This window comes from Pseudomonas sp. S32 (genome assembly GCF_016648095.1).
Lineage (GTDB): Bacteria > Pseudomonadota > Gammaproteobacteria > Pseudomonadales > Pseudomonadaceae > Aquipseudomonas > Aquipseudomonas parafulva.
Map to the genome: position 1 here is coordinate 85,240 of NZ_JACVVF010000005.1, position 24,440 is coordinate 109,679.

Consider the following 24,440-nt stretch of genomic DNA (forward strand, 5'->3'; position numbering starts at 1 on the left):
GAAACAATTTAAGATGCGGATAAACACTTTGGCAAGCAAAGTTGTTGCCGCAGCCCAAGAAGTTTAATGGCGCCAAATTTCCTGCCCAACGACCGTGTTATATCGGCTATTGGCTATAGGCCCGGCAATACCCGATTACCACTTGGTGGCCGATAAATACCGTTTGATGCCTCCTTCTCATGAAGGAGCTAACCCATGTCTTTATCTCACCTGCAAGGCGAACGGCAGTTACCGGCCTGGGCCCAGCACACTACCCCCGACCAGTGGGCTGCCTTGCACAAAAGCCAACTGGCCCCCTGGCAACACAGCGACTGGTTCAACAATGCCAGCCCGGACCTGCGGGAGGTGGTGAACGCCAGCCATCGGCGGTTGCTGATGGCCCAGGCAGCATTGGCCCGGTCACTTCGGGGCGTCAAGCAGGTGGTGGAATTCGCACAGCCTGCCCTGCAGACCTACCTTGCCCGCCAAGGGCTGCAAGCACCGCTCGAGCACTGTGAGCTGCTACGGGTGGAACGCCGCTGGCACTGGGTGGGCCTGCGTTACCTGTTCAGCCACCGGCGCGACAGCCTGCTGCAGGCAGCACTGCAGAATTTTGCCGATGACGAAACCTTCACACCGCCAAGCGCCCTGGCCTTGAGCACGGACATCCAGGTCACACCCATTCGCGTGCGGGGGTCGGCGATCATCGGTATGCAGACGCCTGCCGCCCACTTCATGCTGGACTCCGAGCGCTACCAGGTACAGCCCCTGCCCCTTGCACCGGAAACCTTCGCCGCCCATTGCCGTGAACAGGACCTGGGCGGCGCCTATCAGGCGCACCTGCAGCACTCCTTCGGCCAGCCCCAGGTCAGGGCATTGATGGCCGAAGTGTTCAGAGCACGCCTGCGCCTGGCGGCCGGCCTGGCCCATATGCGACATCTGCTGAGCGGCGACAGCGTCGACACCGTGACCCGGCTGCTGGCGGGTGGGCCGGTACAATGCTGGCAGCTGGCGCTGTTCGGGGTCACGCTGCACGAGGTGATGTTGATCGACTTGGGGCGCGACGGGTTGGGCCTGTTCCTGCCCAACCACACCCCTGCCCTACGCCAGTGCAATGACCTGCAGGCCGTGCACGAAGCACTGGCAACGCTGCTACTGGAGCCGGATGCGCGCAGCGCTTTCATCGCTTATGTAGTGCGCGATGCCCGCGGGCACTTTCTTGACGTGCTGCAACAGAACCTCGACGCCACTGGCGTAAGCACCCAGAACGCGACGTGGCAGCGTGCTGCCGATGCCGACCTGCGGCCGACTCGTCAGCGCATCGAAACGGATCCATTCGGCTTCGGCTGTGACCAACAGCTGGCGCGTATGAAGCATGAAGCCAGGCTGCTGGCCGTGCCCACCGCAGATGCCGATGCCAGCGCTCGGGCGCGGCGCTTGCAGGAGTGGGAAGCCATTGGCCTGGACCTGCTCAACGTTGCTGGCTTTTTCATACCGGTGGTGGGCACCGCCATGATGGCCGTAACGGCTTGCCAACTGCTGGGCGAGGCGTTCGAGGGGTATGAAGCCTGGGAAGCTGGGGACCGTCACCAGGCGCTCCAGCACCTGGAGAACCTGGGCGTGAACCTGGCATTGCTGGGTGGGTTGGGGGCGGCAGTTCACGCCTTGCCAAAGCTGTTCAACGGGCCACTGATGGCCAACCTCCAGGAAATACGCACTGCCGACGGCACTTACAAACTGTGGAACCAGGACCTGGCACCCTATCGCAGCGCTGTCGAGCTGCCCGCTGGGTTGCAGGCCAACCCCCAGGGCCAGTACCTGCATGAGGGGCGCTACTTCTTCCGTATGGACGGGCACCTTTACGAACAGCAGCTGGACCCGCAGACCCAGCAGTGGCGCATCATCCACCCCGAAACGCCTGAGGCCTGGCAGCCGCCGCTTGAACATAACCGTCAAGGCGCCTGGCGCGGTCAGCACGAACAACCTGGCGACTGGTCGTTGACCACGCTGGTGCACAGGCTGGGTGAGCCGCTCACAGGGTTGACTGCCGAACAGGTTGAACAAGCCTGCAACCTGTGCGGTGTCGATGCTGAGCACCTGCGCCGGGTACACCTTCTGGGCCAGCCGGCGCCCGCGCTACTGCTGGATGTGCTGCAGCGCATGCAGATCGAAGGCGAGGTAAAGGCCTTGGGCGCCGATGCCCAACCTGGGCTGTTTGACCAACGCTACAACGGCTTGTCGGCAAATGACCTAGCCTGCGAACCGTTGCTGGCAGCTTACCCCAGGCTTTCTCCGGCCCTGGCCAGGCGTCTGCTGAAACCCTTGGAGCCGGCTGAGCGGGCGGCCTGGGAGCAGGCTCAGACGCTCCCGGCGGCTATCCGGCAGCAGGTCGCAGACGTGCACAGTGAGCTCCCGCTGGTGCGTGGCCTCGAGGGCGTGCTGCTGCCCGCGCGGGCCAGCGCGGACAGCGAACGGCTGTTGTTCAGCGCACTGGATGCCCTGCCCGCGTGGCCGGCTGACCTGCGCCTGGAGCTGCGCGCGGGGGGGCCGCAGGGCCCTGTGCTGGACGCCGTCGGCAGCGGCAACGCCACCACTCTGGCTCGAGTAATCAAATCCACCGAGGGCTATGAGGCCTACCTGGGCGAGCGCCCGGCCCCCATGCCGCAGGGCCGTGACCTCTGCCAAGCGATCGAACAGGCCCTGCCGCGCTCGCTGCACGCCCGCTTGGGCATCAAGCAAGGCAACCCCCATGCATTGCGCCAGACGGTACTGGCCTGGGCCAGCGAGCACCGCGCAGACCTGCTGCGACGGCTGGGCAGGGTGCCCCGGCAACCCGCCGTGCCTCAGGGGTGGTTGCGCGGTGGGCGCCCCCTCGACCCGCTGCCGCCGGCCCCCCGCCAAACCCACTCACTGGCGGCGGCCTTCCGGCGAATCTACCCCGAGGCCACCGATGCCGAGATCGCCGATTGGTTGAGCGAAGACCAGGAAGATGACGACCTCGACGATATGCGCTCTACCAGTGAACGCTTGCGCGCGCTGCAAGCGCGGCTGGTGGCCCTGCGTGCCGAGCTGGCCGAATGGGCACGCCCCAACCCCCTCCGCCCCCATCAACGGCACTTGGCGGTCCAGCCGCTCATCAACGCCTGGCGACGCATGACACGCCTGCCGCTCGAAGGCGGAGGCAGGCTCTTCAGCCTCGATCTGTCAAAGCTGGACCTCCAGCACGATGACCTGGCAAGCATGCCGCTGGGCGAAGGCTTCACGCATATCGAGCACCTGTCGTTAAGCGGCAACCGCTCCCTCAAGCACCTGCCCACTGTGTTCTGCCAGCACTTCCCCAACCTCACGCGGCTGCTGCTCACAGACTGCCGGTTCGACCATCTCCCCCTGGTAACGCACCCTGAAGCGTTGCGCTGGCTGGACCTGGACAGCAATCGGGTAACCTGGGACGACCTATGCCAGCAGACCTTCCAGCGCTACACCGGCTTGACCGTGCTCGACCTCACCGACAACCCACTGCTGCGCGCACCCGACCTGCGCCTGCACCCGGAGCTCAAGACACTGTTCCTTTCAGGGTGTGCGCTGACTGACCTGCCTCGCGGCCTGGAACAGATGATCGAACCCTTCGTACTGGACCTGTCGGACAACCAGTTGGCGCAATTACCTGAAGGCTTCGAACTGCCGACTCATATTGCCGATACCCTGCGCCTGGAAAGCGAGTGGTTGAGCGCGCCCGTGGTGGCGCAGATCGAGGCTTACAATGCGTCTCACCATGTCGACCTGATGGTCTGCGAAAGCGATTATCTGGACTTCTTCGACGGCACCGGCCCCGCCGAGTCGGCGGTGTGGCAACGTCTGCCGCTGCAATACCGCCGCGACCTGCGGGCATTGCTCGACACCGAGCCGTTTCTTTCACACCCGCAGCAATCGCACGCCGAATTCTGGCGCAGACTTACCCTGATCGACACCCACCCTGCGCTGCGCGAGCAGTGGCTGGGCCGCCCCGCAATCGATCTGTTCAACTTGCCGCTGTAACACCCCGGCGCTGCGGGGCGCTCGCCCCGCAGGCACAATGCTCCAAGTTGGGCCACACTGGTTTTTTTTCGCCAGCCAGCGCATGCTCGAAGTGAATCGTTTCACCTGGCGTACGCAACGCCGTCACAAACATGAGGTGCAGCAACCATGGAACGTCTGCTCGATTCACTCTTCCCCCGCCTGGAGGACATACCGGACGCTTGGCGGCTGGGTGCCCCACTGGAACAACGGGACTACCTGGTCGGCGGTGAGCTGAGGCGCTGGGACGGCCCCTTGAACACCGTCTACAGCCCGGTGTGGCTCAAGGAAGGCAGCCAAGAGCGCCAGGTGATGCTGGGCAGCGCCCCCCTGCTGGATGCCGATACCGCACTTACCGCCCTGGACGCCGCCGTCCATGCCTACGACAAGGGTCGCGGCAAGTGGCCGAACATGCGCGTGGCCGAGCGTATCCAGCATGTCGAAGCGTTCCTTGCGCGCATGCGCGAACAGCGCCAGGCCGTGGTCAAGTTGCTGATGTGGGAAATCGGCAAGAACCTCAAGGACTCCGAGAAGGAGTTCGACCGCACCTGCGACTACATCGTCGACACCATCAATGCCCTCAAGGACCTCGACCGCCGCTCCAGCCGCTTCGAACTGGAACAGGGCACGCTGGGCCAGATTCGCCGGGCGCCGCTGGGCGTAGCGTTGTGCATGGGGCCTTACAACTACCCCTTGAACGAAACTTTCACAACGCTCATCCCGGCGCTGATCATGGGCAACACGGTAGTGTTCAAGCCAGCCAAGTTTGGTGTGCTGCTGATCCGCCCGCTCCTGGAGGCGTTCCGCGACAGCTTCCCGCCAGGGGTGATCAACGTGATCTACGGCCGTGGCCGGGAAACGGTGAGTGCGCTGATGGCCAGCGGCAAGATCGACGTGTTCGCGTTCATCGGCACCCACAAGGCGGCCAGCGACCTGAAGAAGCTGCACCCACGGCCCCATCGCCTGCGCGCGGCATTGGGGCTGGACGCCAAGAACCCCGGCATCGTGCTGCCTCAGGTCGACCTCGACAATGCGGTGGAAGAAGCCGTTACCGGTGCCCTGTCATTCAATGGTCAGCGCTGCACCGCGCTGAAAATACTGTTCGTGCATGAGGACGTGGCCGAGGCCTTTCTGGATAAATTCAAGCGCAAGCTGGCCGACCTCAAGGCCGGCATGCCGTGGGAACCGGGCGTGGCGCTGACGCCGTTGCCTGAGCCGGGCAAGGTGGCGTATCTCAACGAGCTGGTAGCCGACGCAACTGCGCACGGCGCCCAGGTGCTGAACGAGCACGGCGGGCGCAGCCGTGGGTCGTTCTTCTACCCGGCCCTGCTGTACCCGGTAAGCGCGGGCATGCGGGTGTACCACGAGGAGCAGTTCGGCCCTGTGGTGCCGGTGGTGCCCTACCGGGACCTGCAAACCGTCATCGACTATGTACTGGACTCCGACTACGGCCAGCAACTGAGCCTGTTTGGCAATGACCCGGCCACCATCGGCAGCCTGGTCGATACCTTCGCCAACCAGGTGGGGCGTATCAATATCAACGCACAGTGCCAGCGCGGCCCGGATACCTACCCGTTCAACGGGCGCAAGAACAGCGCCGAAGGTACGCTTTCGGTACACGACGCACTGCGTGTGTTCTCGATTCGAACCCTGGTCGCCACCCGTTTCCAGGACGCGAACAAGGCGCTGATCAGCGAAATCATCCGCAACCGGCAGTCCAGCTTCCTGACCACCGATTACATCTTCTGACGGTTGAAAGCAGCAGCGCTTTGCTTGAAGCTTGAGGTTCTGAGCAAGGAGCTGCTGCATGCGCATCATCGACAAGACCGCCACCCAGGTGCGTAGCCTGACGCCTGCTGAAGAAGCGCTGCTGGAGGGGTTTGCCAGCGGCAGCCTTACCGGGCCTCGGCTGCTGCAAGCTAACCAGTTGTTGATGCACGTGCGTAACGCCAACCACTGGCTGGCGTGCGACTGCCGCAGCGATGCGCTGCCGGTGCTTAACGTCACACTCAACGGCCACACCGGCACGCTGTTTCTCAAGAACAACCCCGGCACTGCCGAGCACGCCCCGGGGTGCCCGTTCACCAAGAACGAACAAGAGGCGGCCGAGCGCGATAGCGCCCCTGTGCAGCCGGCGGCCTGGCTGGCACCGGATACCCCACTGCGCCTGATCGGCGACTTTCGCCCAGCATCCTCAGGCAGCGGCGGCGAGAGCGCGGACCGCCGTGAGCAACAGCGGCTGCTGTCCCTGTTGCTGACCTGGATCGAAACCAGCGGCCTGAACCTGTATGCCACCCACCTCAAACAGGACCTCACTGGGCAATTCGCCCAGTTGCGCAATGTGGCAAGCCGCTATCCCTTGCTTGAACGGGTACCGGCCAGCAACTACCTGGAAACCCGCCTGGACATGAAGCACATGATGATGCTCAAGGCGCGGCTGCGAGAGGCCACGGTGTTCGGCAACCACCGGCGGCACGGCCTGCTGCTCGACTGCATCGATCAGATCAAGGGCCGCAAGCTGTTCAGCAACCGCAGCGTCGAAGGCGTCGATTTCCAAGGTCACCACCTGTACTGGGGCGGGCAACGCACCAGCGGCCCACTGTTGGCCCTGGTGCTGTATTCGCCAGCCACGCCCGGCAGCCAGTTCTACGAGCTGATCCACGTGGCAAGCGTGCCTGTGCTGTCACGCAGGCATCTGTTCCCCGTATACCGCGACGAGGAGCGTGAACCGCTCAAGGCCTTGGTGGCATTGGTGGACTGGATGGCCGGCAAGGGCGTGAAGGTGCAGATGCGCCGGCCGGTTATCGGCGGCCAGGTCATGGATGAACTAGTGATGACCTCGGACCAGGACCGTGTGCTCTCGGTTTCATTGCTGGAGAAGCCCATGGGCCCCGAGCCGGACGCCGACAACTTCAAGCGCTATGCCGACTTCAAGAGCCCCGAAACCTTCCGCAAGTTTGTCGCCGGTTTTTTCATGCGCGAGCGCTGAGGCCGCCACCCCGGCGCTGGCTTCGCCCTTACATCAGCCTAGAAACAGCCTGTAGGCCGGGTTGTCGGTTTCGTCCCAGTACTGGTAGCCCATTTCCGCCAGCGCCGAACGCCAGCCACCGCGCTCCTCTTCCGGGATTTCAAGTGCCGCAAACACACGAGCGTGGGCGGCACCGTGGTTACGGTAATGGAACAGGCTGATGTTCCAACGCTTGCCCAACCGTTCCAGAAACGCCAGCAGCGCCCCGGGGCGCTCCGGGAACTCGAAGCGCAGCACACGCTCTTGGGCGCCTGGCGCGGCATGGCCGCCCACGGTGTGGCGAACATGCAGCTTGGCCAGTTCGTTGTCAGTCAGGTCAAGCACGTCATAACCCTGCCCGCGCAGGCCGCCTAGCAGCTGCTCGCGGGGGTCGTGCTGCGGGTGGGTCTGCACCCCCACGAACAACCGCGCCGGTTTGCCCGGGTTGCAGCGGTAGTTGAACTCGGTGATCTGGCGCTTGCCCAGTGCCTGGCAGAAGCTACGGAAACTGCCAGGTTGCTCCGGTATGGTGACGGCGATGATCGCTTCACGCTGCTCACCCAGCTCGGCACGCTCGGCCACGTGGCGCAAGCGGTCGAAATTGACGTTGGCCCCGGAGTCAACGGCCACCAACGTCTGCCCCTGGATACCTTCACGGGCCACATACTGCTTGATACCTGCCACGGCCAGTGCCCCGGAGGGTTCTGTGATGGAGCGGGTATCGTCGTAGATATCCTTGATGGCAGCGCACAGCGCATCGTTGCCGACCGTCAGTACTTCATCGACAAAATGCCGGCACAGCTCGAAGCAGTGGGCGCCGACCTGGGCAACGGCAACGCCATCGGCAAACGCCCCCACCTGTGGCAGTACCACCCGCTCCCCGGCTTGCAGCGCCGCCTGCAGGCAGTTCGAGTCCTGCGGTTCTACACCAATCACCTTCACATCCGGCCGCAGGTATTTCACATAGGCTGCGATGCCAGCGATAAGGCCACCGCCGCCCACCGGCACGAAAATGGCGTGCAACGGGCCTTGGCACTGGCGCAGTATCTCCATGCCCACGGTGCCCTGCCCTGCGATCACATCGGGGTCGTCGAACGGCGGCACGAAGGTGGCGCCGCCGCGGTCCGCCAGGGTCAGCGCATGGGCCAGTGCGTGGGGGAAACTCTCACCGTGCAACACCACGTGCCCACCCCGTGAGCGTACCCCCTCCACCTTCAGCGACGGCGTGGTGGTCGGCATGACGATGGTCGCCGTCATGCCAAGGTGTGAGGCGGCCAGTGCCACACCTTGGGCATGGTTGCCGGCCGAGGCCGTGATCACACCGCGCGCGCGCTGCGCTGCACTTAGCCGCGCCAGGCGCGTGTAGGCGCCGCGGATCTTGAATGAGAAGGTCGGTTGCAGGTCTTCGCGCTTGAGCAGCACCGGGTTACCGAGCCTGGCAGACAAGGCCGGCGCGGCCTGCAACGGTGTTTCGATGGCCAGGTCATACACCGGCGCGGCGAGAATGCGCCTGACCTGCTCCGACAGCAATTGCTGGGGGGTGGGGGTAAGACGAGGGCTGTCGCAGAGGCTGGTCATCGGTAACTCCTTGGCGGTTGTTCAGGGTGCCCAGGAGTCAGATGGAAAAACCCGCCTCCAGGGCGGGTTTCGTGCACGTTCGCGCTAGCCCGCCAAGCTGATAATGGCGGTAATAATGCTGGCGAAGGCGTGCGGGAGGGTGTGCATAGGCACGACGTTATCCCGCGCCACGGTCGTACGTCAACACTTGGCCTGCTGGGCCGACAGCGGCACGTCGAATACCTTGTCGAACCCCCACTGGAAGAAGAACGCGTATAGGAAGAAGAACACGAACAACGCCAGGTTGGTCAGCAGCGCCGCCCAGAGGCTTACCTGCAGCCAGTAAGCCACCACCGGCAGCAGAAGGACGACCAGCCCGCCTTCGAAGCCTAACGCATGCAACAGCCGACGCAGCAAGGTGCGCTCGCGCGCTGGCTGACGCGCCTCCCAATGTTCGAATGCCCAGTTGTAGGCCATGTTCCAGCTCATGGCGATGCCAGACATCAACACCGACAGCACGGCCGATTGTGCCATGCCTGCACCGAACGCCAGTTCCAGCGCGGGCGCTACACACACCACGGCGATGGCCTCGTAGAGCACGACCTGGACGATCTTGCGTGCCTTGCCTTGCATGTTCAGCTCCCGGATGGACAGCCTGTAACGCTACAAGAAGTGCAAGGTTAGAAGAAGCGGTGCAGCAGGTTTTTTCAACTCGCGGGCAGCCGTATGGTAAACCGGGCCCCACCCAGGGCAGATTGCGCAACCGTCAGCGTTCCCCCTTGCCCCTCGATGGCCCGGCGGCTGATCGCCAACCCCAGGCCAAACCCGCCAGTGCTGCGGTCACGGCTGCGGTCCAGGCGGTAGAACGGCTGGAAGATCCGCTCGCGTTCCTCCACCGGAATACCGATGCCGTCGTCCTCCACGGTCAACAGGCACGCCCCCTCTTCCAAGCTCAAGCGCAGCAGCAGGCGCTTGTCGCAGTAGCGCATGGCATTGCGCACCAGGTTTTGCACCGCACGCGCAGTAAGCCGCGGGTCGAGCACGAAACGCGGCATGTCATTGCCGGCGCGCACTTCCCACTGGATGCCCCGGCCATCGAGCTCTTCGGCAAAACTGCCAAGCACGCTGTCCACCAGTTCCAGCAGCGACACCTCCACCCGCTCGCGCGCTTGGTCGGTATTGTACAGACGGCTGTAGGACAGCAACTCGAGTACCAGTTCGTCCAGTTCCCGCACATGGCCCACCAGTTCGAGCAGACGCTTGCGGCTGGCCGCCGGCACTTCATCGAACAACAGCACAAGGCCGAAGTCCAGGCGCGTCAAGGGCGTGCGCAGTTCGTGTGAAACGGCGTTGAGCAGTTCACGTTGCTGATTCACGTGGCGTTCCAGGTCACCGGCCATGGTGTCGAACACCCCGGCCAGCTCACCGATGTTGGAATGTGCAGAAATATGCGTACGCTCCGACATCTTGCCCTGCCCCAGGCGCCGGGCGGTTTCCTTGAGGCGCTCAAGGTCGCGCCAGTGCGGCCACACCCACAGCAGCAGGCAACCCAGCATGGCAGCGCCGATCAGTACCGTGACACCCCAGGACAGCACGTTGATGTCCAAGGGGTCTGGCGGCGAATGCAAACGCACCAGCCAGTCCTTGTCCAGAGGCGCCAGTACCGTTTGGTAATAACCCCAGTCTGCCAACCGCACGGCGTACAGCCCCTGCTCCAGGCGCGAACGCTCTGCCGGCCGCAACCCGGCATCGCTCATGCGCAGCAGTTGCACCTGCAACGGCGCGAAATCCTCGGCCAGTGCCTGCTCGACCGCCGGCCACTGCGCCTTGGGCACCTGGTGGAACTGGCGCACGATCAGCGACTGCACGCCCTTGGTCTGCCCCAGGTTGTAGGCCATGAAGCGATCCTGGAACAGCCCGACGATGGTGTCGGGTATGAACAGCAAGGCGCCGGCATACGCCACGATGATGACCAGGTACAGGCGCACCAGAATTTTCAGCATGGGCGGTCAGCACTCCCACTCGACGCGGCTGAACAGGTAGCCTTTGCCCCACACGGTCTTGATCTTGCGGGCTTCCCCGGCATTGTCATCGAACTTGCGCCGCAACTTGGAGATGGCCACGTCGACCGAGCGGTCGGTGCCGTTGAACTCGATGCCACGCAACTGCTGCAGAATGCGGTCGCGGTTCAGCACCACTCCCGCATTGCGCGCCAGCACCACCAGCAAGTTGTATTCCCCGCTGGACAGCTCCACCGCCTCACCGCGCCACGTCACCGTACGCTCGGCCAGGTCGATGCGCAGGCCGCCGATAACGATCAGATCCTGGTCCAGGCGGGGTTCGTTGATGCTGCTGCGGCGCAGCAGGGTGCGCACCCGCGCCAGCAGCACGCGCGGCTCGCACGGTTTGTTGACATAGTCGTCGGCGCCCATCTCCAACCCCAGCACCTGGTCATGGCTGTCGTCACGGGCGGTAAGCATCAGGATCGGCAGGTTACGGGACTGCTGACGCAACAGGCGGCAAACCTGCAGCCCGTCGATACCCGGCAGCATCAGGTCGAGGATGACCAGGTCAGGTTTGTGCCGACGGTACTCGTCGAGCACATGGTCGCCGCGGGCAATCACCTGTACCTGGAATTCATTGCGTTGCAGGTAGCTGGCGATCAGCTCGGACAGGGCACTGTCGTCTTCGACCAGGAAAATATTCGGCATAGGCGCTTGGGTTCTGGGTTGGAGTGGAACTGTGCCGGCCTCTTCGCGGGTAAACCCGCTCACACAGAGGCCGCAGGCAATGGGTGACTGTGAGGCCGGGTCTACCCGCGACCAAACCGGCACAAGCCTGCGCAGAATATAGAACCCACCCCGCCTACAGGATCATTCTTCACACTTTTTCACACCTGCCCTACAGCTGTTCACAGCAATTCGTTGAGCGACTGCCGTAGCATAGTGTGGATCATCAGCGGAAGACCCGTATGCCCAACACATCATCCCCCTGCCTGCGCCGCCTGGCGCTTCTGGCGTTACTGGGCCTTGGCCTGAGCGGCTGTAGCGAAGGTGACAACCAGGACCAACAGCCCCCTGCCCCCCAAGTGCGGGTAGAAACCCTGCAACTGCAGCCACTGGCCGTCACCACTGAGCTCAGCGGCCGCATTCTGGCACCGCGCACAGCGGAGGTTCGCGCCCGGGTGGCTGGCGTGGTGCTCAAGCGCGTGTACCGTGAAGGCAGCGATGTGAAGCAGGGGGATGTGCTGTTTCTGATCGATCCGGCCCCGTTCAAGGCAGACTTCGACAGCGCAAAGGCGGCCCTGGCCAAGGCCGAGGCCACGCTATACCAAGCCAGGCTGCAGGAGCAGCGCTACCGCGAACTGGTCAGCGACAAAGCGGTCAGCCGCCAGGAATACGACAATGCCAAAGCCAGCTTCCTGCAGGCCGACGGCGCTGTGGCCGAAGCCAAGGCCGCCCTGCAACGGGCACGCCTGAACCTCGGCTACGCCACGGTCACGGCGCCAATCGCCGGCCGTATTGGCCGGGCTCAGGTAACCGAAGGCGCGCTGGTTGGGCAGAACGAAGCCACGCCGCTGGCGACCATTCAGCAACTGGACCCCATCCACGCCGATGTTACCCAGTCGACCCGTGAAATCAGCGCACTGCGCAAGGCCCTGCGCGCTGGCCAGGTGCAGCAGGTCGGCGATGGCCAGGCCAGCGTTACCCTGATCCAGGACGACGGCAGTGCCTATCCACTACCCGGCAAGCTGCTGTTCTCCGACATCAGCGTCGATCCGAGTACCAACCAGATCACCCTGCGCAGCGAATTCCCCAACCCCAACCTGGACCTGTTGCCTGGCAGCTATGTGCGCGTGCGCCTGGCGCAGGCGGTGCAACCCCAGGGCATCAGCGTGCCCCAACGCGCCATCCAACGCGACAGCGCCGGCGTGCCGAAGGTCATGGTGGTGGACCCGCAGTCTCGCGTCAGCGACCGCCAGGTAGTGCTGGGCAGCGCCCAGGGCGACCGTTGGGTGGTCACCGAGGGCCTGGCTGCCGGTGAGCAGGTAGTGGTTGAAGGCCTGCAGCACATCAAGGCCGGGGACCAGGTGCAGGTTGATACTGCCACCCAGGCCAAGCCCGTCGCACAGCACCCCGGCCAGTGAGGGCCTGACCCATGCCGCAATTCTTCATTGACCGCCCGATTTTCGCCTGGGTGGTCGCACTGTTCATCCTGCTGGCAGGCGCCCTCGCCATTCCGCAACTGCCAGTGGCGCAGTACCCGAATGTGGCGCCGCCACAGATCGAAATCTATGCCGTTTACCCTGGCGCTTCGGCGGCGACCATGGACGAAAGCGTGGTCAGCCTGATCGAGCAGGAACTCAACGGCGCCGACAACCTGCTGTATTTCGAATCCCAGAGCAGCCTGGGCAGCGCTACCATTACCGCGACCTTCCAGCCCGGCACCCACCCGGACCTGGCTCAGGTTGACGTGCAGAACCGGTTGAAAGTGGTCGAATCGCGCCTGCCACGGCCGGTCACCCAGCAGGGTTTGCAAGTGCAGAAGCTGTCCACTGGTTTTCTGCTGCTGGGTACCCTTACCTCCGAGGATGGCAAGCTCGACGAAACCGCCCTGTCGGACATCCTCGCTCGCAACGTGATGAACGAAATCCGCCGCATCAAAGGGGTGGGCAAGGCACAGCTGTATGGTTCGGAGCGGGCCATGCGGATCTGGATCGACCCTGCGAAACTGGTCGGCCTGAACCTCACCCCCAACGATGTGGCCAACGCGATTGCCGGGCAGAACGCCCAGGTGGCGCCTGGCAGCATCGGTGACCTGCCTGGCCGCGACACGCAGGAGATCACCGCCAACGTCGTGGTGAAGGGCCAGTTGTCCTCCCCCGAGGAGTTTGCCGCCATCGTTCTGCGCGCCAACCCAGACGGCTCCACCGTGACCATTGGCGATGTGGCACGGGTCGAAGTGGGTGCCCAGGAATACCAGTTCGGCACCCGCCTCAATGGCAAGCCAGCCACCGCCTTCAGTGTGCAGCTGTCGCCTGGCGCCAACGCCATGGAAACCGCCACGCTGGTGCGGGCGAAGATGCAGGACCTGGCGCGCTACTTCCCGGAGGGCGTCAAATACGACATCCCGTACGACACCTCGCCGTTCGTCAAGGTGTCCATCCAGCAGGTGATCACCACCCTGTTCGAAGCCATGCTGCTGGTGTTCGCAGTGATGTTCCTGTTCTTGCAGAACCTGCGTTACACGCTGATCCCTACGCTGGTAGTGCCGGTGGCGTTGATGGGCACGTTCGCGGTGATGTTGGCCCTGGGCTTTTCGGTCAACGTTCTGACGTTGTTCGGCATGGTCCTGGCCATCGGCATCCTGGTGGACGACGCCATCGTGGTGGTGGAAAACGTCGAGCGCATCATGGCCGAGGAAGGCTTGCCGCCCAAGGAGGCCACCCGCAAGGCCATGGGGCAGATCAGCGGTGCCATTATCGGCATCACGCTAGTACTGGTGGCGGTGTTCCTGCCCATGGCGTTCATGCAAGGCTCGGTCGGGGTCATCTACCAGCAGTTCTCGGTATCAATGGCGGTGTCGATCCTGTTCTCGGCCTTCCTGGCCCTGAGCCTCACCCCAGCGCTGTGCGCGACACTGCTCAAACCCGTTGCCAAGGGCGAGCATCACCAGCGCAAGGGCTTCTTTGGCTGGTTCAACCGCCGCTTCGAAGGCATGAGCAACGGCTATCAGGGCTGGGTTTCCGGCGCTTTGCGCCGCAGTGGCCGGTATTTTTTGGTGTACGCCTTGCTGCTGGGCGTGCTGGGCTACGGGTTCAGCCAACTGCCCACGGCGTTTCTGCCAACCGAAGACCAGGGCTACACCATCACAGACATCCAGCTGCCACCCGGTGCCACGCGCATGCGTACCGAGCAGGTGGCCGCACAGATAGAGGCGCACAACGGCTCGGAGCCGGGCGTGGGCAATACCACGGTCATTCTTGGCTTCAGCTTCTCGGGCAGCGGGCAGAATGCGGCCTTGGCGTTCACCACGCTCAAGGACTGGTCGGAGCGCGGCGCGGATGACAGCGCCCAGTCGATTGCCGACCGCGCCAACATGGCCCTCTCTCAGCTCAAGGATGCCGTGGCGTTTGCCGTGCTGCCGCCGCCGATCGATGGCCTTGGCGAGTCCACCGGTTTCCAGTTCCGCCTACAGGACCGTGGCGGCATGGGCCATGCAGAACTGATGGCGGCCCGCGACGAGCTGCTGGCCAACGCCGGCAAGAGCAAAGTGCTGACCAACGTGCGCGAGGCCTCCCTGGCCGAAAGCCCGCAGGTGCAGCTTGAGATCGACCGCCGGCAGGCCAACGCGCTTGGCGTATCGTTCGCTGACATCGGCTCGGTGCTGGATGTGGCGGTGGGCTCCAGCTACGTCAACGATTTCCCCAACCAGGGCCGCATGCAGCGTGTGGTGGTCCAGGCTGAGGGCGACCAGCGCAGCCAGGTCGAGGACCTGCTGAAGATCCATGTGCGCAACAGCAGCGGCAAGATGGTACCGCTGGCGGCATTCGTGCAAGCCAAGTGGGTCAGCGGCCCCGTACAGCTCACCCGTTACAACGGCTACCCGGCGGTGTCGATTTCGGGCGAACCGGCCGCCGGCTACAGCTCGGGTGAGGCCATGGCCGAAGTGGAGCGGCTGGTGGCGCAACTGCCCACCGGGGTGGGCCTGGAATGGACCGGCCTGTCACTGCAGGAGCGCCTGTCGGGCAGCCAGGCCCCGGTATTGATGGCGCTGTCGCTGTTGGTGGTGTTCCTGTGCCTGGCGGCATTGTATGAAAGCTGGTCGATCCCCACTGCGGTGTTGCTGGTAGTACCGCTGGGCATACTGGGCGCAGTGCTGGCCGTTTCCCTGCGTGGCATGCCCAACGACGTGTTCTTCAAGGTGGGCCTGATTACCCTGATCGGCCTGTCGGCGAAAAACGCCATCCTGATCATCGAGTTCGCCAAGAGCCTGGTCGACCAGGGCCTGGATGCCACCGAGGCGGCGATACAGGCCGCGCGCTTGCGGTTGCGCCCCATCGTCATGACCTCGCTGGCGTTCATCCTCGGTGTGGTCCCGCTGGCCATCGCCAGCGGCGCCAGCTCGGCCAGCCAGCAGGCGATCGGCACCGGTGTGATCGGTGGCATGCTCAGTGCCACCCTTGCCGTGGTGTTCGTACCGGTATTCTTCGTGGTGGTGATGCGCCTGGCCGGGCGCGGCAAGCAACCCGCCAACGAGGTTGCCCACGACAGCTGACTGGACAACAACGGCCTTAAATGGGAGGGTTCCTGGCATCGACTGCCTGGAGCCCTTTTTCATGCCTGATACCCTGCCCCCCTGTTCCGTCCTGATCCTTGCCGGCGGCCGCGGCCAGCGCATGGGTGGGCGGGACAAAGGGCTGCTGGAATGGCGCGGCGAACCACTGGTGGCACACCTGTACCGCACCCTGCGCCCCCTCAGCGATGACCTGGTAATCTCGTGCAACCGCAATCAGCTGCGCTACCGGGCTTACGCGGACCAGTTAGTGAGCGATGCCGAAGCGGATTTCCCGGGGCCGTTGGCCGGGGTCATTGCCGGGTTGAAGGTGGCCAGGCATGCGTGGGTGGTGGTACTGGCCTGCGACGCGCCCCTGGTAGACCCGGCCTTGATCCACGACCTGCGCAGGTTGGCGCATGCCCGTGATGCTGCGGCCATGGTGCGCCAGGGTGGTTACTGGCAGCCCATGTTCAGCGTGCTCCCACGCCGGCTACTGCCGGCGCTGGAACATGCCTGGGCCGAGGGCGAGCGCAGTTTGCAAAAGGCGCTGTTGCGCGCGCAGGTTGAGGCGCTGGAATGTGAAGATGATGACCCCAGGCTGAGCAACTTCAACAGCCCGGAGTGGCTCACATAAAATGGCCTGCACCTTTGCTTGGGGAGCCCAAGTGTTCCGCCAGCCTTGAGGGTTGTGCAAGGCCATTGCTTCTACCGAACAAACACCTGCGGCGTCGAGGTGGACATGTCCCCACCCGGCAACTTGATGTTGCCGACCTTTTCCAGTGTGTCCGGGTTGAATACCGCCAGGTCATTGAACGTGCCACCCAGGTACAGCTTGTCGCCCTTGCTGTCGAAGGTGACGCAATAGTAGGTGTGCTCCAGGTTCGCAGCCTTGATCAGCTTGCGCTGCTTGATATCGTACTTGGCCAGGCGATTGAGCACGCCATACATCTGGTTGGGGTTCTTGGGTGAGCGCAGGCCGGTGAAGTACAGCTCCGTCAGGTCGGCGAACTCCTGGGTGTGGGGCTTGCCGGTCTTGAGGTCGACGCTCAGGTAGCCATACAAGTACTGGTCGGTGGCCGGGTCCTGCTTGCTGCCCTTGAACTTGGCAATGGTGTACAGCATGGAAAATTCGTGACGCGGGCTCTGGTGCGGCCAGAAGTACAGCACGTCCGGGGCGCTGTAGCCTTTGCGGTTCCAGTTGCGCAGCGGCAGGGCCACCGTGTATTTGCCGGTCTGCACATCCATCTTGTACAGGTCCGGCCCGGCCACGTACAGGCTGCCATCATCGGCAGTACGCATCAGGTACACCTGCCGCGGCATCGGGAAGGTGCGTACCGGCTTGGCCTGCAGGCCGTCACGGGTACGGAACACCTCCAGCCTGGGCGGCTTGACCACGTAGTGATCGTTCAGGCGCTGGGTGGGGTTGACCGTCGCGTAGACTTCTTCGCCATCCGGGCTGATCGCGAACGAATACATCGAGCGCCCCATCTCGCCTGCCACACTGGACAGGTTTGCGTGGAAGGTGTTCTTGCAGGTGTCCAGGTCAAACCCATAGATGTCGCCAAAGTGATTGTTCAATACGTAGGCGGTGCGTTTGTCCGGCGCCATCATGGCGGTGCCGGGGCCAAACTTGTCGGGCATGGCGCAGCTTTTGAACACAGTATCGGTGGCCACATCCACCACGTGCAGGTTGTTTGGGTAGTTGGTGACGATCATGTATTCATGCCCGGCCTTCAGGGCCGGCCCGGTGTCGTCTGCCTGCGCCAGGCCAGTACAGGCCATGGCGGCGATGGTGAGCGCAACGCGTGCGCAGCGTCCAGCATTCATGCGGTTTCCCCTTGTCGTTCTTGTTGGGCCGGTCACTTGTCTTTAGGGAACACAGTGCCCAGGTTGCGCCAGTCTTCAGCGGAGTTGGTCGCCTGAGCGTTCCAGTCCTGGTAGGTGCTCATCATGTCCGGCACCTGAGCCGGCCACCAGCAGGGGTCGGAGCAGCCGTACAGGTCAGCCTCCATGGGCTGGCACAGCGAGCTCACACCGCCAAACGCGTCAACTTCCCAGCCAGGGTCTGTGGTGGCGGTGCACCCGGCCACCGCGCTCATGGCCATGACTTCCTCGACGCGGTCCTCGGCGGCGGCCTGCTCCAGGATGCGTGCCTTGTTGTTGAGAGGTTTCAAATGCTTCATGTCAGTGCGCCTTCCGCGGGGTGATGTAGCGGTCGATGAAGGCCGGGTTGGTGGCCATGATGCGGCTGTAGACCTCGATCCCGAAGTCCACCCAGTCGCGCATCAGCTCGCAATAGTGGTAGGTCGGGTGCTGCGGGTCGCCGTAACGTGCGTAGCTCTCGTGGTAGCACCCGCCCGAACACAGGTTGCGGATGCGGCAGCTCTCGCAGCCGGTGTTGCTGCGGTCAAGGCGTTGTGACAGAAAGTCATTCAGCTGCACCTGCTTGACGCCCTGGTGTACGTTACCGAACGTCGGCAGGCTGGAACCTGTGAAGCGATGGCACAGGTTGAGCTCGCCCTCATGGTCCACTGCCAGCATCTTCAGCCCTGCACCACACGGCAGTGCCTTCTTGTGGCCTTCGTGGATGTCGGTAATCAGCTGGTGCAGGTTGGAGAAGCCGATGTTGCGGTGCTCCAGCGCAGCGTCCAGGTAGCGCCGCCCCAGGGCCTTCATGTTGGCGAACACCTGCACCAGCTCTTCGCCGGTGAGGTTGAAGGCGGCCAGGTCACCGGAGGTGACGGGGGCAAAGCCTACTTCGGCGAAACCCAGCTCATTGAACAGGTGGTTCCAGATGGTTTCGACGTCGGTGATGCCGCGGGTGAGGGTCACGCGCGCACCCACAGGCCGGCTGCGGTAACGCGACAGCAGCATGTCTGCCTTGCGCCGTACCACATCATAGGTGCCCTGGCCGCCCACGGTGATGCGGTTGCGGTCATGCACGGTCTTGGGGCCGTCAATGCTGATCGACAGCCCGAAGCGGTGGGCATCAAGCCAGTCGACTACCTCTTCGGTCAGCAAGGTGGCGTTGGTGGTCATGATGAATTCCACCTGCTTGCCGGCCTCGGCGAAGCGGCGTTCGCAATAGCCCACCATGTGCTCGATCAGCGGCCGGTTGGAAAGCGGTTCGCCGCCAAAGAACACCACGCTGTAACGCTGCTCGTCGGGGGACTCCTTGAGCAGCATCTCCACCGAGGCTTCGGCGGTGGCCGTGTTCATTTTCTTGCCGGCAGACGGCTTGTCCAGATCTTCCTTGTAGCAGTAGGTACAACTGAGGTTGCAGCCGGTGTTGACGTTGAGCACCACCGTGTTCAGGGCGGTGCGTTCGACCTGCTTGAGGGCGATCTCCGGGGTCAGCGGCGAGCCGTCGCTGACCAGTTCCAGCGCGATCAGCTCGCACAGGGTGTCCTGGATGTCCTGCCCGGCAAATTGCTGGCCAAGCCGTTGTATCAACTCTTCTGCCGAACATCCCTGCTGGCGCAGGCTGTCGATGATCCCGCCGGTCACGGCGTCGGTGGCGAACAGCGAGCTGCTGGGTATGTGGAACAGCATGCGGTCGGCATCTACCTGCACTTCATGCAGGTTACGCTCGACCAGGTTCAGTAGTGCGCCCATGGCGACCTCCCGATAATCGATCCGTTGGAAAACCGTTGCAGCCCGCCGTTACGGCAATGGCGGGTTGTTCCAGCGCTGTACGGTCACGATCATGTGCCCCTCCCCGGTCTGGCCGCCGTCGGCCAGTGTGGCGATGACCTTGAGGTTGCCGGCGTTGTTGGTCATCATCTTGCGCTCAGGGTTGGGGCCTGCGCCGCCGGGCACGAACACGCCGTCGGGCTGCATCTGCCCGGCAAATTTCACGTCTTCGTCCTCAACGGCACGCTCGTTGAACGGTTCGACCTTCCATGTGGCCGGGAGGTAACCAATGCGCAGCGGCTGGCCGCTGGCGTCCTTGCCCCAGGCTTCAGCCTCGAAGCGCCCCTGCACCTTGGGCACCGATGCACCGTTTTCACCAATGCGGGCGATGGAGAACGCGGGGACCACCTTCACCTCCTCGACCTTGTCGTAAACGGCCAGGGTTGCCCCCTTCAGCGCACCCACGGCAACGTCGCGCTGGCCGGGCTGGGCGTCGCGGGCCGCGCGCGCTTGGACCCGCAGCAAGGTTGGCGTCTGCTCCAGCACTTGGGTCACCTCGACGCCGGCGCCCAGGTCGGGCTTGCCGTCCAGGCCACTGCCCACCAAGCTGATCTCGGCCTCTTCACCGGCCTTGATGAAGCCTGGCTGTACCGCCAGCAGGCGGGCCTTGCCTTCCTTCACAGCAGTGAAGTCCAGGCCACGCTCATCGTGTTCGGCTTCGAACATGCGGCCTTTCATTTCGCCATCCAGTGCTGCGAATACCTGGCGGAGGTAGGTATCGCCCACTTTCACATTGGCGCGCCACTCATAGCCGTTGTACAGAATCGCCGTGCCGTTGCCGTTGAATGGAGTGCCGTCCGCATAAGCGCCCTTGACCTCGACCTTGAAGGTGTCGCCCGGCTCGGCAGTGATACTCATCACCCCACGCACATCGCCTTTGGCCAGCATGTGCCCACTGAAGGCCCACTGCCCCGTCAGTGTGCTGGCATCAGGCTTGGCCTTCTGCCAGTCGGCCCAGGCCGGGCTCTCCAGCGGGTAGCGCTTGGCAAGTTCAGGCACCACTTGCTGCAGGGCGATCGGCAACCAGTCCCGGTCACGCGCCTGGGCCTGATACTCAAGGGACGGCCATTGGCCGAGGTGGAAGTTGACCAGGTATTCCCATTCCTTCGCCGGGCGCCGTTGCAGCGCCACCCGCGCGCCGGAGTGGCAGCGGCCGCAGGTTTCGGCCAGCTGAGTATCGAAATGCTCCACCGTGTTGAGACGGCGTTCCATCGCGTAGCGCACGCCGTCTGTTTCACTGGGCGCCAGGCCTTGTTTGTCGGCCAGGTATTTGACCAAGGTACGGCGGTCGTCGTCGCTGATCTGCAAGCCGTGCATCACCTGCATGCGGGCGATGCTCATCAACCAACCCTCGGGGGTTTTACGCTGGTGGCTGATGCGGCTGTAACTGTCGGTACCTTCGGGGATATGACACCCCATGCACTTGTTCTGCAACAGGTTAGGGCCCTGTTCGGCCGCCATGGCCTGGGTGCCCAGCAGCGCGGCGGCGAGTAACGCCAGCTTGCCAGCATGTCGCCGGAGTCGAGTCGTCTTCAAGGTCAGACCTCCACGGTTGTTGTTCTTATGGTGTCGCACGCTCAGGTGAAGCACGGGTGCAATGACTGGCTGAGATACAGAAACCGTGCCACCTCCACCAACTTCTTTACTTTTCAGTGACTTGACAGGTTTTTGGGTGTGCCTTCCCAGTGTGTGCCAGCGCGAGCGGCGTGCCATTTCGCGACAGGGTGTTTCAAGCTGAGACACTGCCCCGCGTGGGAGGCAGCGGTCAGCTGACCCCTGTTGCATCCCCGTCTCACACTGTCTCAATGTGCTACAGCGCAGCACCGTTGTTCAGGGCTATACCGCCGCGCAAAGCCCCACGATTCAAGGCCCTACAGCCGCGGTGTAACCTTGGCACGGCCATTGCCCAAAGCCTGTCACATCCAATGACAAGAGGCTAAGCCCCATGCCCAGCGAACACTCTACCCTGCCTGCCACCCAGGCCTTCATCGAACGCAAACTGAAGATGCGCATCGGTGCCGAATGGCAGGACGCCGCCAGTGGCCGCACCCTGTCCTTTCGCAACCCGGCTACGGGCGAGATACTGGGCGAAGTGCCCGCCGCGGATGCCGAGGACGTAGACCGGGCAGTACGCGCTGCGCGCCAGGCGTTCGATGATTCGCCCTGGAGCCGCCTGCGCCCGCGCGAACGTCAGAACCTGCTGTGGCGCCTGGCCGACCTGATGGAGCGTGACGCCCGCCTGCTGGCAGAGCTGGAGTGCCTGAACAACGGCAAGAGCGCTGCGGCGGCGCAGGTGATGGACGTGCAACTGGCCATCGATTTTCTGCGTTACATGGCCGGCTGGGCGACCAAGATCGAAGGCAGCACCGTGGATGCATCCCTGCCGCTGATGCCAAACGACCAGTTTCATGGGTTCGTGCGTCGGGAGGCGGTGGGCGTGGTCGGTGCCATCGTTGCCTGGAACTTCCCATTGCTGCTGGCGTGCTGGAAGCTCGGCCCTGCATTGGCCACCGGCTGCACGGTAGTGCTCAAACCGGCGGACGAAACACCGCTGAGCGTGCTCAAGCTGGCAGAACTGGTGGACGAAGCCGGCTACCCGCCGGGCGTGTTCAACGTGGTCACCGGCACCGGCCTGAATGCCGGCGGCGCCCTCAGCCGACACCCCGGCGTCGACAAACTGACGTTCACCGGCTCCACCGAGGTGGGCAAGTTGATCGGCAAGGCGGCCATGGACAACATGACCCGGGTCACCCTAGAGCTGGGTGGTAAATCGCCTACCATCGTCATGCCCGATGCCAACTTGCAGGAGGCCGCAGCCGGGGCCGCCAGCGCCATCTTCTTCAACCAGGGCCAAGTATGCTGCGCCGGCTCACGCCTGTACGTCCACCGCAAGCATTTCGACAATGTGGTGGGTGATATCGCCAGCATTGCCAACGGCATGAAACTTGGCAGCGGCCTGGACCCAGCGGTGCAAATGGGCCCGCTGATTTCCGCCAAACAGCAGGACCGCGTCACCGGCTACATCGAACTGGGCCGCGAACTCGGGGCAAGCATTGCTTGTGGGGGTGAAAGCTTCGGCCCAGGGTACTTCGTCAAGCCCACCGTCATCGTCGATGTGGACCAGCGCCATCGCCTGGTGCAGGAAGAAATATTCGGCCCGGTGCTGGTGGCGATGCCCTTCGACGACGTTGATGACGTAATCGCCATGGCCAACGACAACCCGTACGGTCTGGGCGCGAGCATCTGGTCCAACGACCTGGCTGCGGTACACCGCATGATCCCGCGTATCAAGTCAGGCTCGGTGTGGGTCAACTGCCACAGCGCCCTGGACCCGGCATTGCCGTTCGGGGGCTACAAGATGTCGGGGGTGGGCCGTGAAATGGGCGCGGCTGCCATTGACCACTACACAGAGCTCAAGTCAGTACTGATCAAGCTCTGAGCGTTTCACCCCTGGCCCTGCCCCATCGCGGCAGGGCCGCTGCAGCACTTCTCAAAACAACAATGACCATGGAGTACACCATGACGCACAAACTCGCCTGCACATTGGCCCTGCTGTTCACTGCCCCGCTCACCCACGCCTATGAGCTGTACAACCAGAACGGCACTACGGTGAACGCCAACCTCGAGGCACTGTTCGGCGCCTTCCACAGCGACGAAAGCTTCAACCAGGCCGGCAACCGCCAAGCTGGCAGCAGCGCGTGGCAGGAAGGTTATGCGAAGTACGGCCTCGCCGGCACCCAGGCATTGGCCGCAAGCGGCACCCTCTACGGCGCGCTCAGCCTGGTCAGTTCCGCAACCTGGGGCGATGGCGATGCTGCCGGGCTGACCCTGGGCGACGAACGCCGCACCGCCATCGAGGACATGAACCTGGGCTGGCGGTCGGGGAACCTGTTTCCGGCCCTGGGCGAGGATGGCATCGACCTCTCCGGCGGGCGGCAGGTGGTGACGCTAGGCGACGGTTTCCTGATTCAAGGCGACCCGGTAAACCTGGGCAAAGCGGACCTGGGCGCGAACTTCAACCGTGGCGGCGCCTACTACCTGGCAGCGCGCAAAGCCTTCGACCGCACGGCCGTGTTGCGCCTGGGCGGGAAGCAAGGCTGGCGTGGCGACCTGATGTGGCTAAAGTCCGATAACCATTACCAGGCCGACACCTCGCTGGCAGTGGCCAACCTGGAGCATGTCGCTGACACAGGTACCGTGGGCATCAGCTGGATCCGCGGCCTGGATGTGGACGACCGATACGCACAACTGATGGGCCTGCAACACCGCGACGGCATGGATACTGCAAGCCTGCGCGGGCGAGGTAACCTGGGCGTTGAAGGCCTTGAGGTCGCCGCCGAGTACGTCACACAGGACCAGACTGGCGGGCACGAGAATGCGTGGTACCTGGAGGGCAACTGGACGTTTACTGCCTTGCCCTGGTCACCCACTGCCACCTACCGCTACAGCCGGTTCTCCGAGGGCTTCGACCCGTTGTTCTACGGCCTGAGCCGGGGCTACGGCACTTGGTTCCAGGGGGAGGTGGCAGCCAACTATGCAGGGCCGTTCAACAAGAACAGCCAGGTGCATCATGTAGCGGTCAAAGGCAAGCCGCATGACAACCTGACCGTGGGTGCGCTGTACTTCGACTTTGATACGCTCGATACCGCCCGGGGCAACCTGGGCGGGCGTGAACTGGACCTGTACGCAGAATGGATGGTCAACGACCATCTGCTCATCAGCCCGGTAGTAGGCTTCTACAAACCCGAGCGGAGCGCTGCCAACGGCGGCACGCAATTGGGCGGGCGGGATACGGGCACCTATCTGCAATTGATCGTCGGAACCTTCTTCTAAGCCGACCCGGCGTGGTCTGGGCTCGGCAAAGCAGGCCAAG

Annotated in this window: 16 protein-coding genes; 8 read left to right on the forward strand and 8 right to left on the reverse strand. The window is 63.6% G+C overall.

All coding sequences use genetic code 11. The features are described 5' to 3' along the window. Window positions 1-195 precede the first annotated feature (195 nt). The 3 genes from IAE38_RS04440 (at window position 196) to IAE38_RS04450 (ending at window position 7,021) form a co-directional block, all read left to right on the forward strand. Window positions 196-4,014, forward strand: coding sequence for a leucine-rich repeat domain-containing protein (locus tag IAE38_RS04440; RefSeq protein ID WP_201216175.1), 3,819 nt, complete (start codon window positions 196-198; stop codon window positions 4,012-4,014). Between the two features lie 147 nt (window positions 4,015-4,161). Continuing rightward, complete coding sequence (locus tag IAE38_RS04445) at window positions 4,162-5,781, forward strand: NADP-dependent glyceraldehyde-3-phosphate dehydrogenase (protein WP_201161660.1); 1,620 nt, start codon at window positions 4,162-4,164, stop codon at window positions 5,779-5,781. 58 nt (window positions 5,782-5,839) lie between these two features. After that, window positions 5,840-7,021 carry a hypothetical protein gene (locus IAE38_RS04450; protein ID WP_201161659.1) on the forward strand — a complete coding sequence of 394 codons (1,182 nt, stop codon included), beginning with the start codon at window positions 5,840-5,842 and terminating at the stop codon, window positions 7,019-7,021. 33 nt (window positions 7,022-7,054) lie between these two features. Here IAE38_RS04450 and ilvA read toward each other — a convergent pair whose 3' ends face one another. The 4 genes from ilvA to IAE38_RS04470 all read right to left on the reverse strand — a co-directional run bounded on the left by ilvA (window position 7,055) and on the right by IAE38_RS04470 (window position 11,307). Then, a complete protein-coding gene (ilvA, locus tag IAE38_RS04455) occupies window positions 7,055-8,617 on the reverse strand; it encodes a threonine ammonia-lyase, biosynthetic (RefSeq protein ID WP_201161658.1) in 1,563 nt (520 codons plus the stop codon). Between the two features lie 180 nt (window positions 8,618-8,797). Next, entirely contained in the window at window positions 8,798-9,229 is a 432-nt protein-coding gene (locus IAE38_RS04460; RefSeq protein ID WP_201216177.1) for a PACE efflux transporter, read from the reverse strand. Window positions 9,230-9,303: 74 nt separating this feature from the next. Next, entirely contained in the window at window positions 9,304-10,599 is a 1,296-nt protein-coding gene (locus tag IAE38_RS04465; protein WP_201209636.1) for an ATP-binding protein, read from the reverse strand. Window positions 10,600-10,605: 6 nt separating this feature from the next. Next, a complete protein-coding gene (locus tag IAE38_RS04470; RefSeq protein ID WP_201161655.1) occupies window positions 10,606-11,307 on the reverse strand; it encodes a response regulator transcription factor in 702 nt (233 codons plus the stop codon). 260 nt (window positions 11,308-11,567) lie between these two features. Between IAE38_RS04470 and IAE38_RS04475 the strand changes: the two genes are divergently transcribed. The 3 genes from IAE38_RS04475 to mobA all read left to right on the forward strand — a co-directional run bounded on the left by IAE38_RS04475 (window position 11,568) and on the right by mobA (window position 16,508). Further along, window positions 11,568-12,743, forward strand: coding sequence for an efflux RND transporter periplasmic adaptor subunit (locus IAE38_RS04475; protein ID WP_028633896.1), 1,176 nt, complete (start codon window positions 11,568-11,570; stop codon window positions 12,741-12,743). Between the two features lie 11 nt (window positions 12,744-12,754). Beyond that, complete coding sequence (locus IAE38_RS04480) at window positions 12,755-15,874, forward strand: efflux RND transporter permease subunit (protein WP_201216179.1); 3,120 nt, start codon at window positions 12,755-12,757, stop codon at window positions 15,872-15,874. A 61-nt stretch (window positions 15,875-15,935) separates the two neighbouring features. Further along, window positions 15,936-16,508 (forward strand): molybdenum cofactor guanylyltransferase MobA, encoded by a 573-nt coding sequence (gene mobA / locus IAE38_RS04485; RefSeq protein ID WP_201216181.1) that lies wholly within the window; start codon window positions 15,936-15,938, stop codon window positions 16,506-16,508. 71 nt (window positions 16,509-16,579) lie between these two features. On the opposite strand, the gene peaD is transcribed toward mobA, so the two are convergent. From peaD to peaA, 4 genes are read right to left on the reverse strand one after another with little or no spacing between them, the layout of a single operon-like run. Beyond that, window positions 16,580-17,701, reverse strand: a complete 1,122-nt coding sequence (gene peaD / locus IAE38_RS04490; protein WP_201216184.1) for a quinohemoprotein amine dehydrogenase subunit beta — start codon at window positions 17,699-17,701, stop codon at window positions 16,580-16,582. A gap of 32 nt (window positions 17,702-17,733) precedes the next feature. Further along, window positions 17,734-18,057 carry a quinohemoprotein amine dehydrogenase subunit gamma gene (gene qhpC / locus IAE38_RS04495; RefSeq protein ID WP_014590799.1) on the reverse strand — a complete coding sequence of 108 codons (324 nt, stop codon included), beginning with the start codon at window positions 18,055-18,057 and terminating at the stop codon, window positions 17,734-17,736. A 1-nt stretch (window position 18,058) separates the two neighbouring features. Beyond that, window positions 18,059-19,489 (reverse strand): quinohemoprotein amine dehydrogenase maturation protein, encoded by a 1,431-nt coding sequence (peaB, locus tag IAE38_RS04500; RefSeq protein WP_201216186.1) that lies wholly within the window; start codon window positions 19,487-19,489, stop codon window positions 18,059-18,061. A gap of 48 nt (window positions 19,490-19,537) precedes the next feature. After that, window positions 19,538-21,103 (reverse strand): quinohemoprotein amine dehydrogenase subunit alpha, encoded by a 1,566-nt coding sequence (gene peaA, locus IAE38_RS04505; protein ID WP_201216188.1) that lies wholly within the window; start codon window positions 21,101-21,103, stop codon window positions 19,538-19,540. A 409-nt stretch (window positions 21,104-21,512) separates the two neighbouring features. On the opposite strand from peaA, the gene IAE38_RS04510 reads away from it, so the two are divergent. Next, on the forward strand, window positions 21,513-23,006 hold the full coding sequence (locus IAE38_RS04510; RefSeq protein ID WP_201216189.1) for an aldehyde dehydrogenase family protein: 1,494 nt from the start codon (window positions 21,513-21,515) through the stop codon (window positions 23,004-23,006). 80 nt (window positions 23,007-23,086) lie between these two features. Continuing rightward, entirely contained in the window at window positions 23,087-24,400 is a 1,314-nt protein-coding gene (locus IAE38_RS04515; protein WP_201216192.1) for a hypothetical protein, read from the forward strand. The last annotated feature ends 40 nt before the right edge of the window (window positions 24,401-24,440 follow it).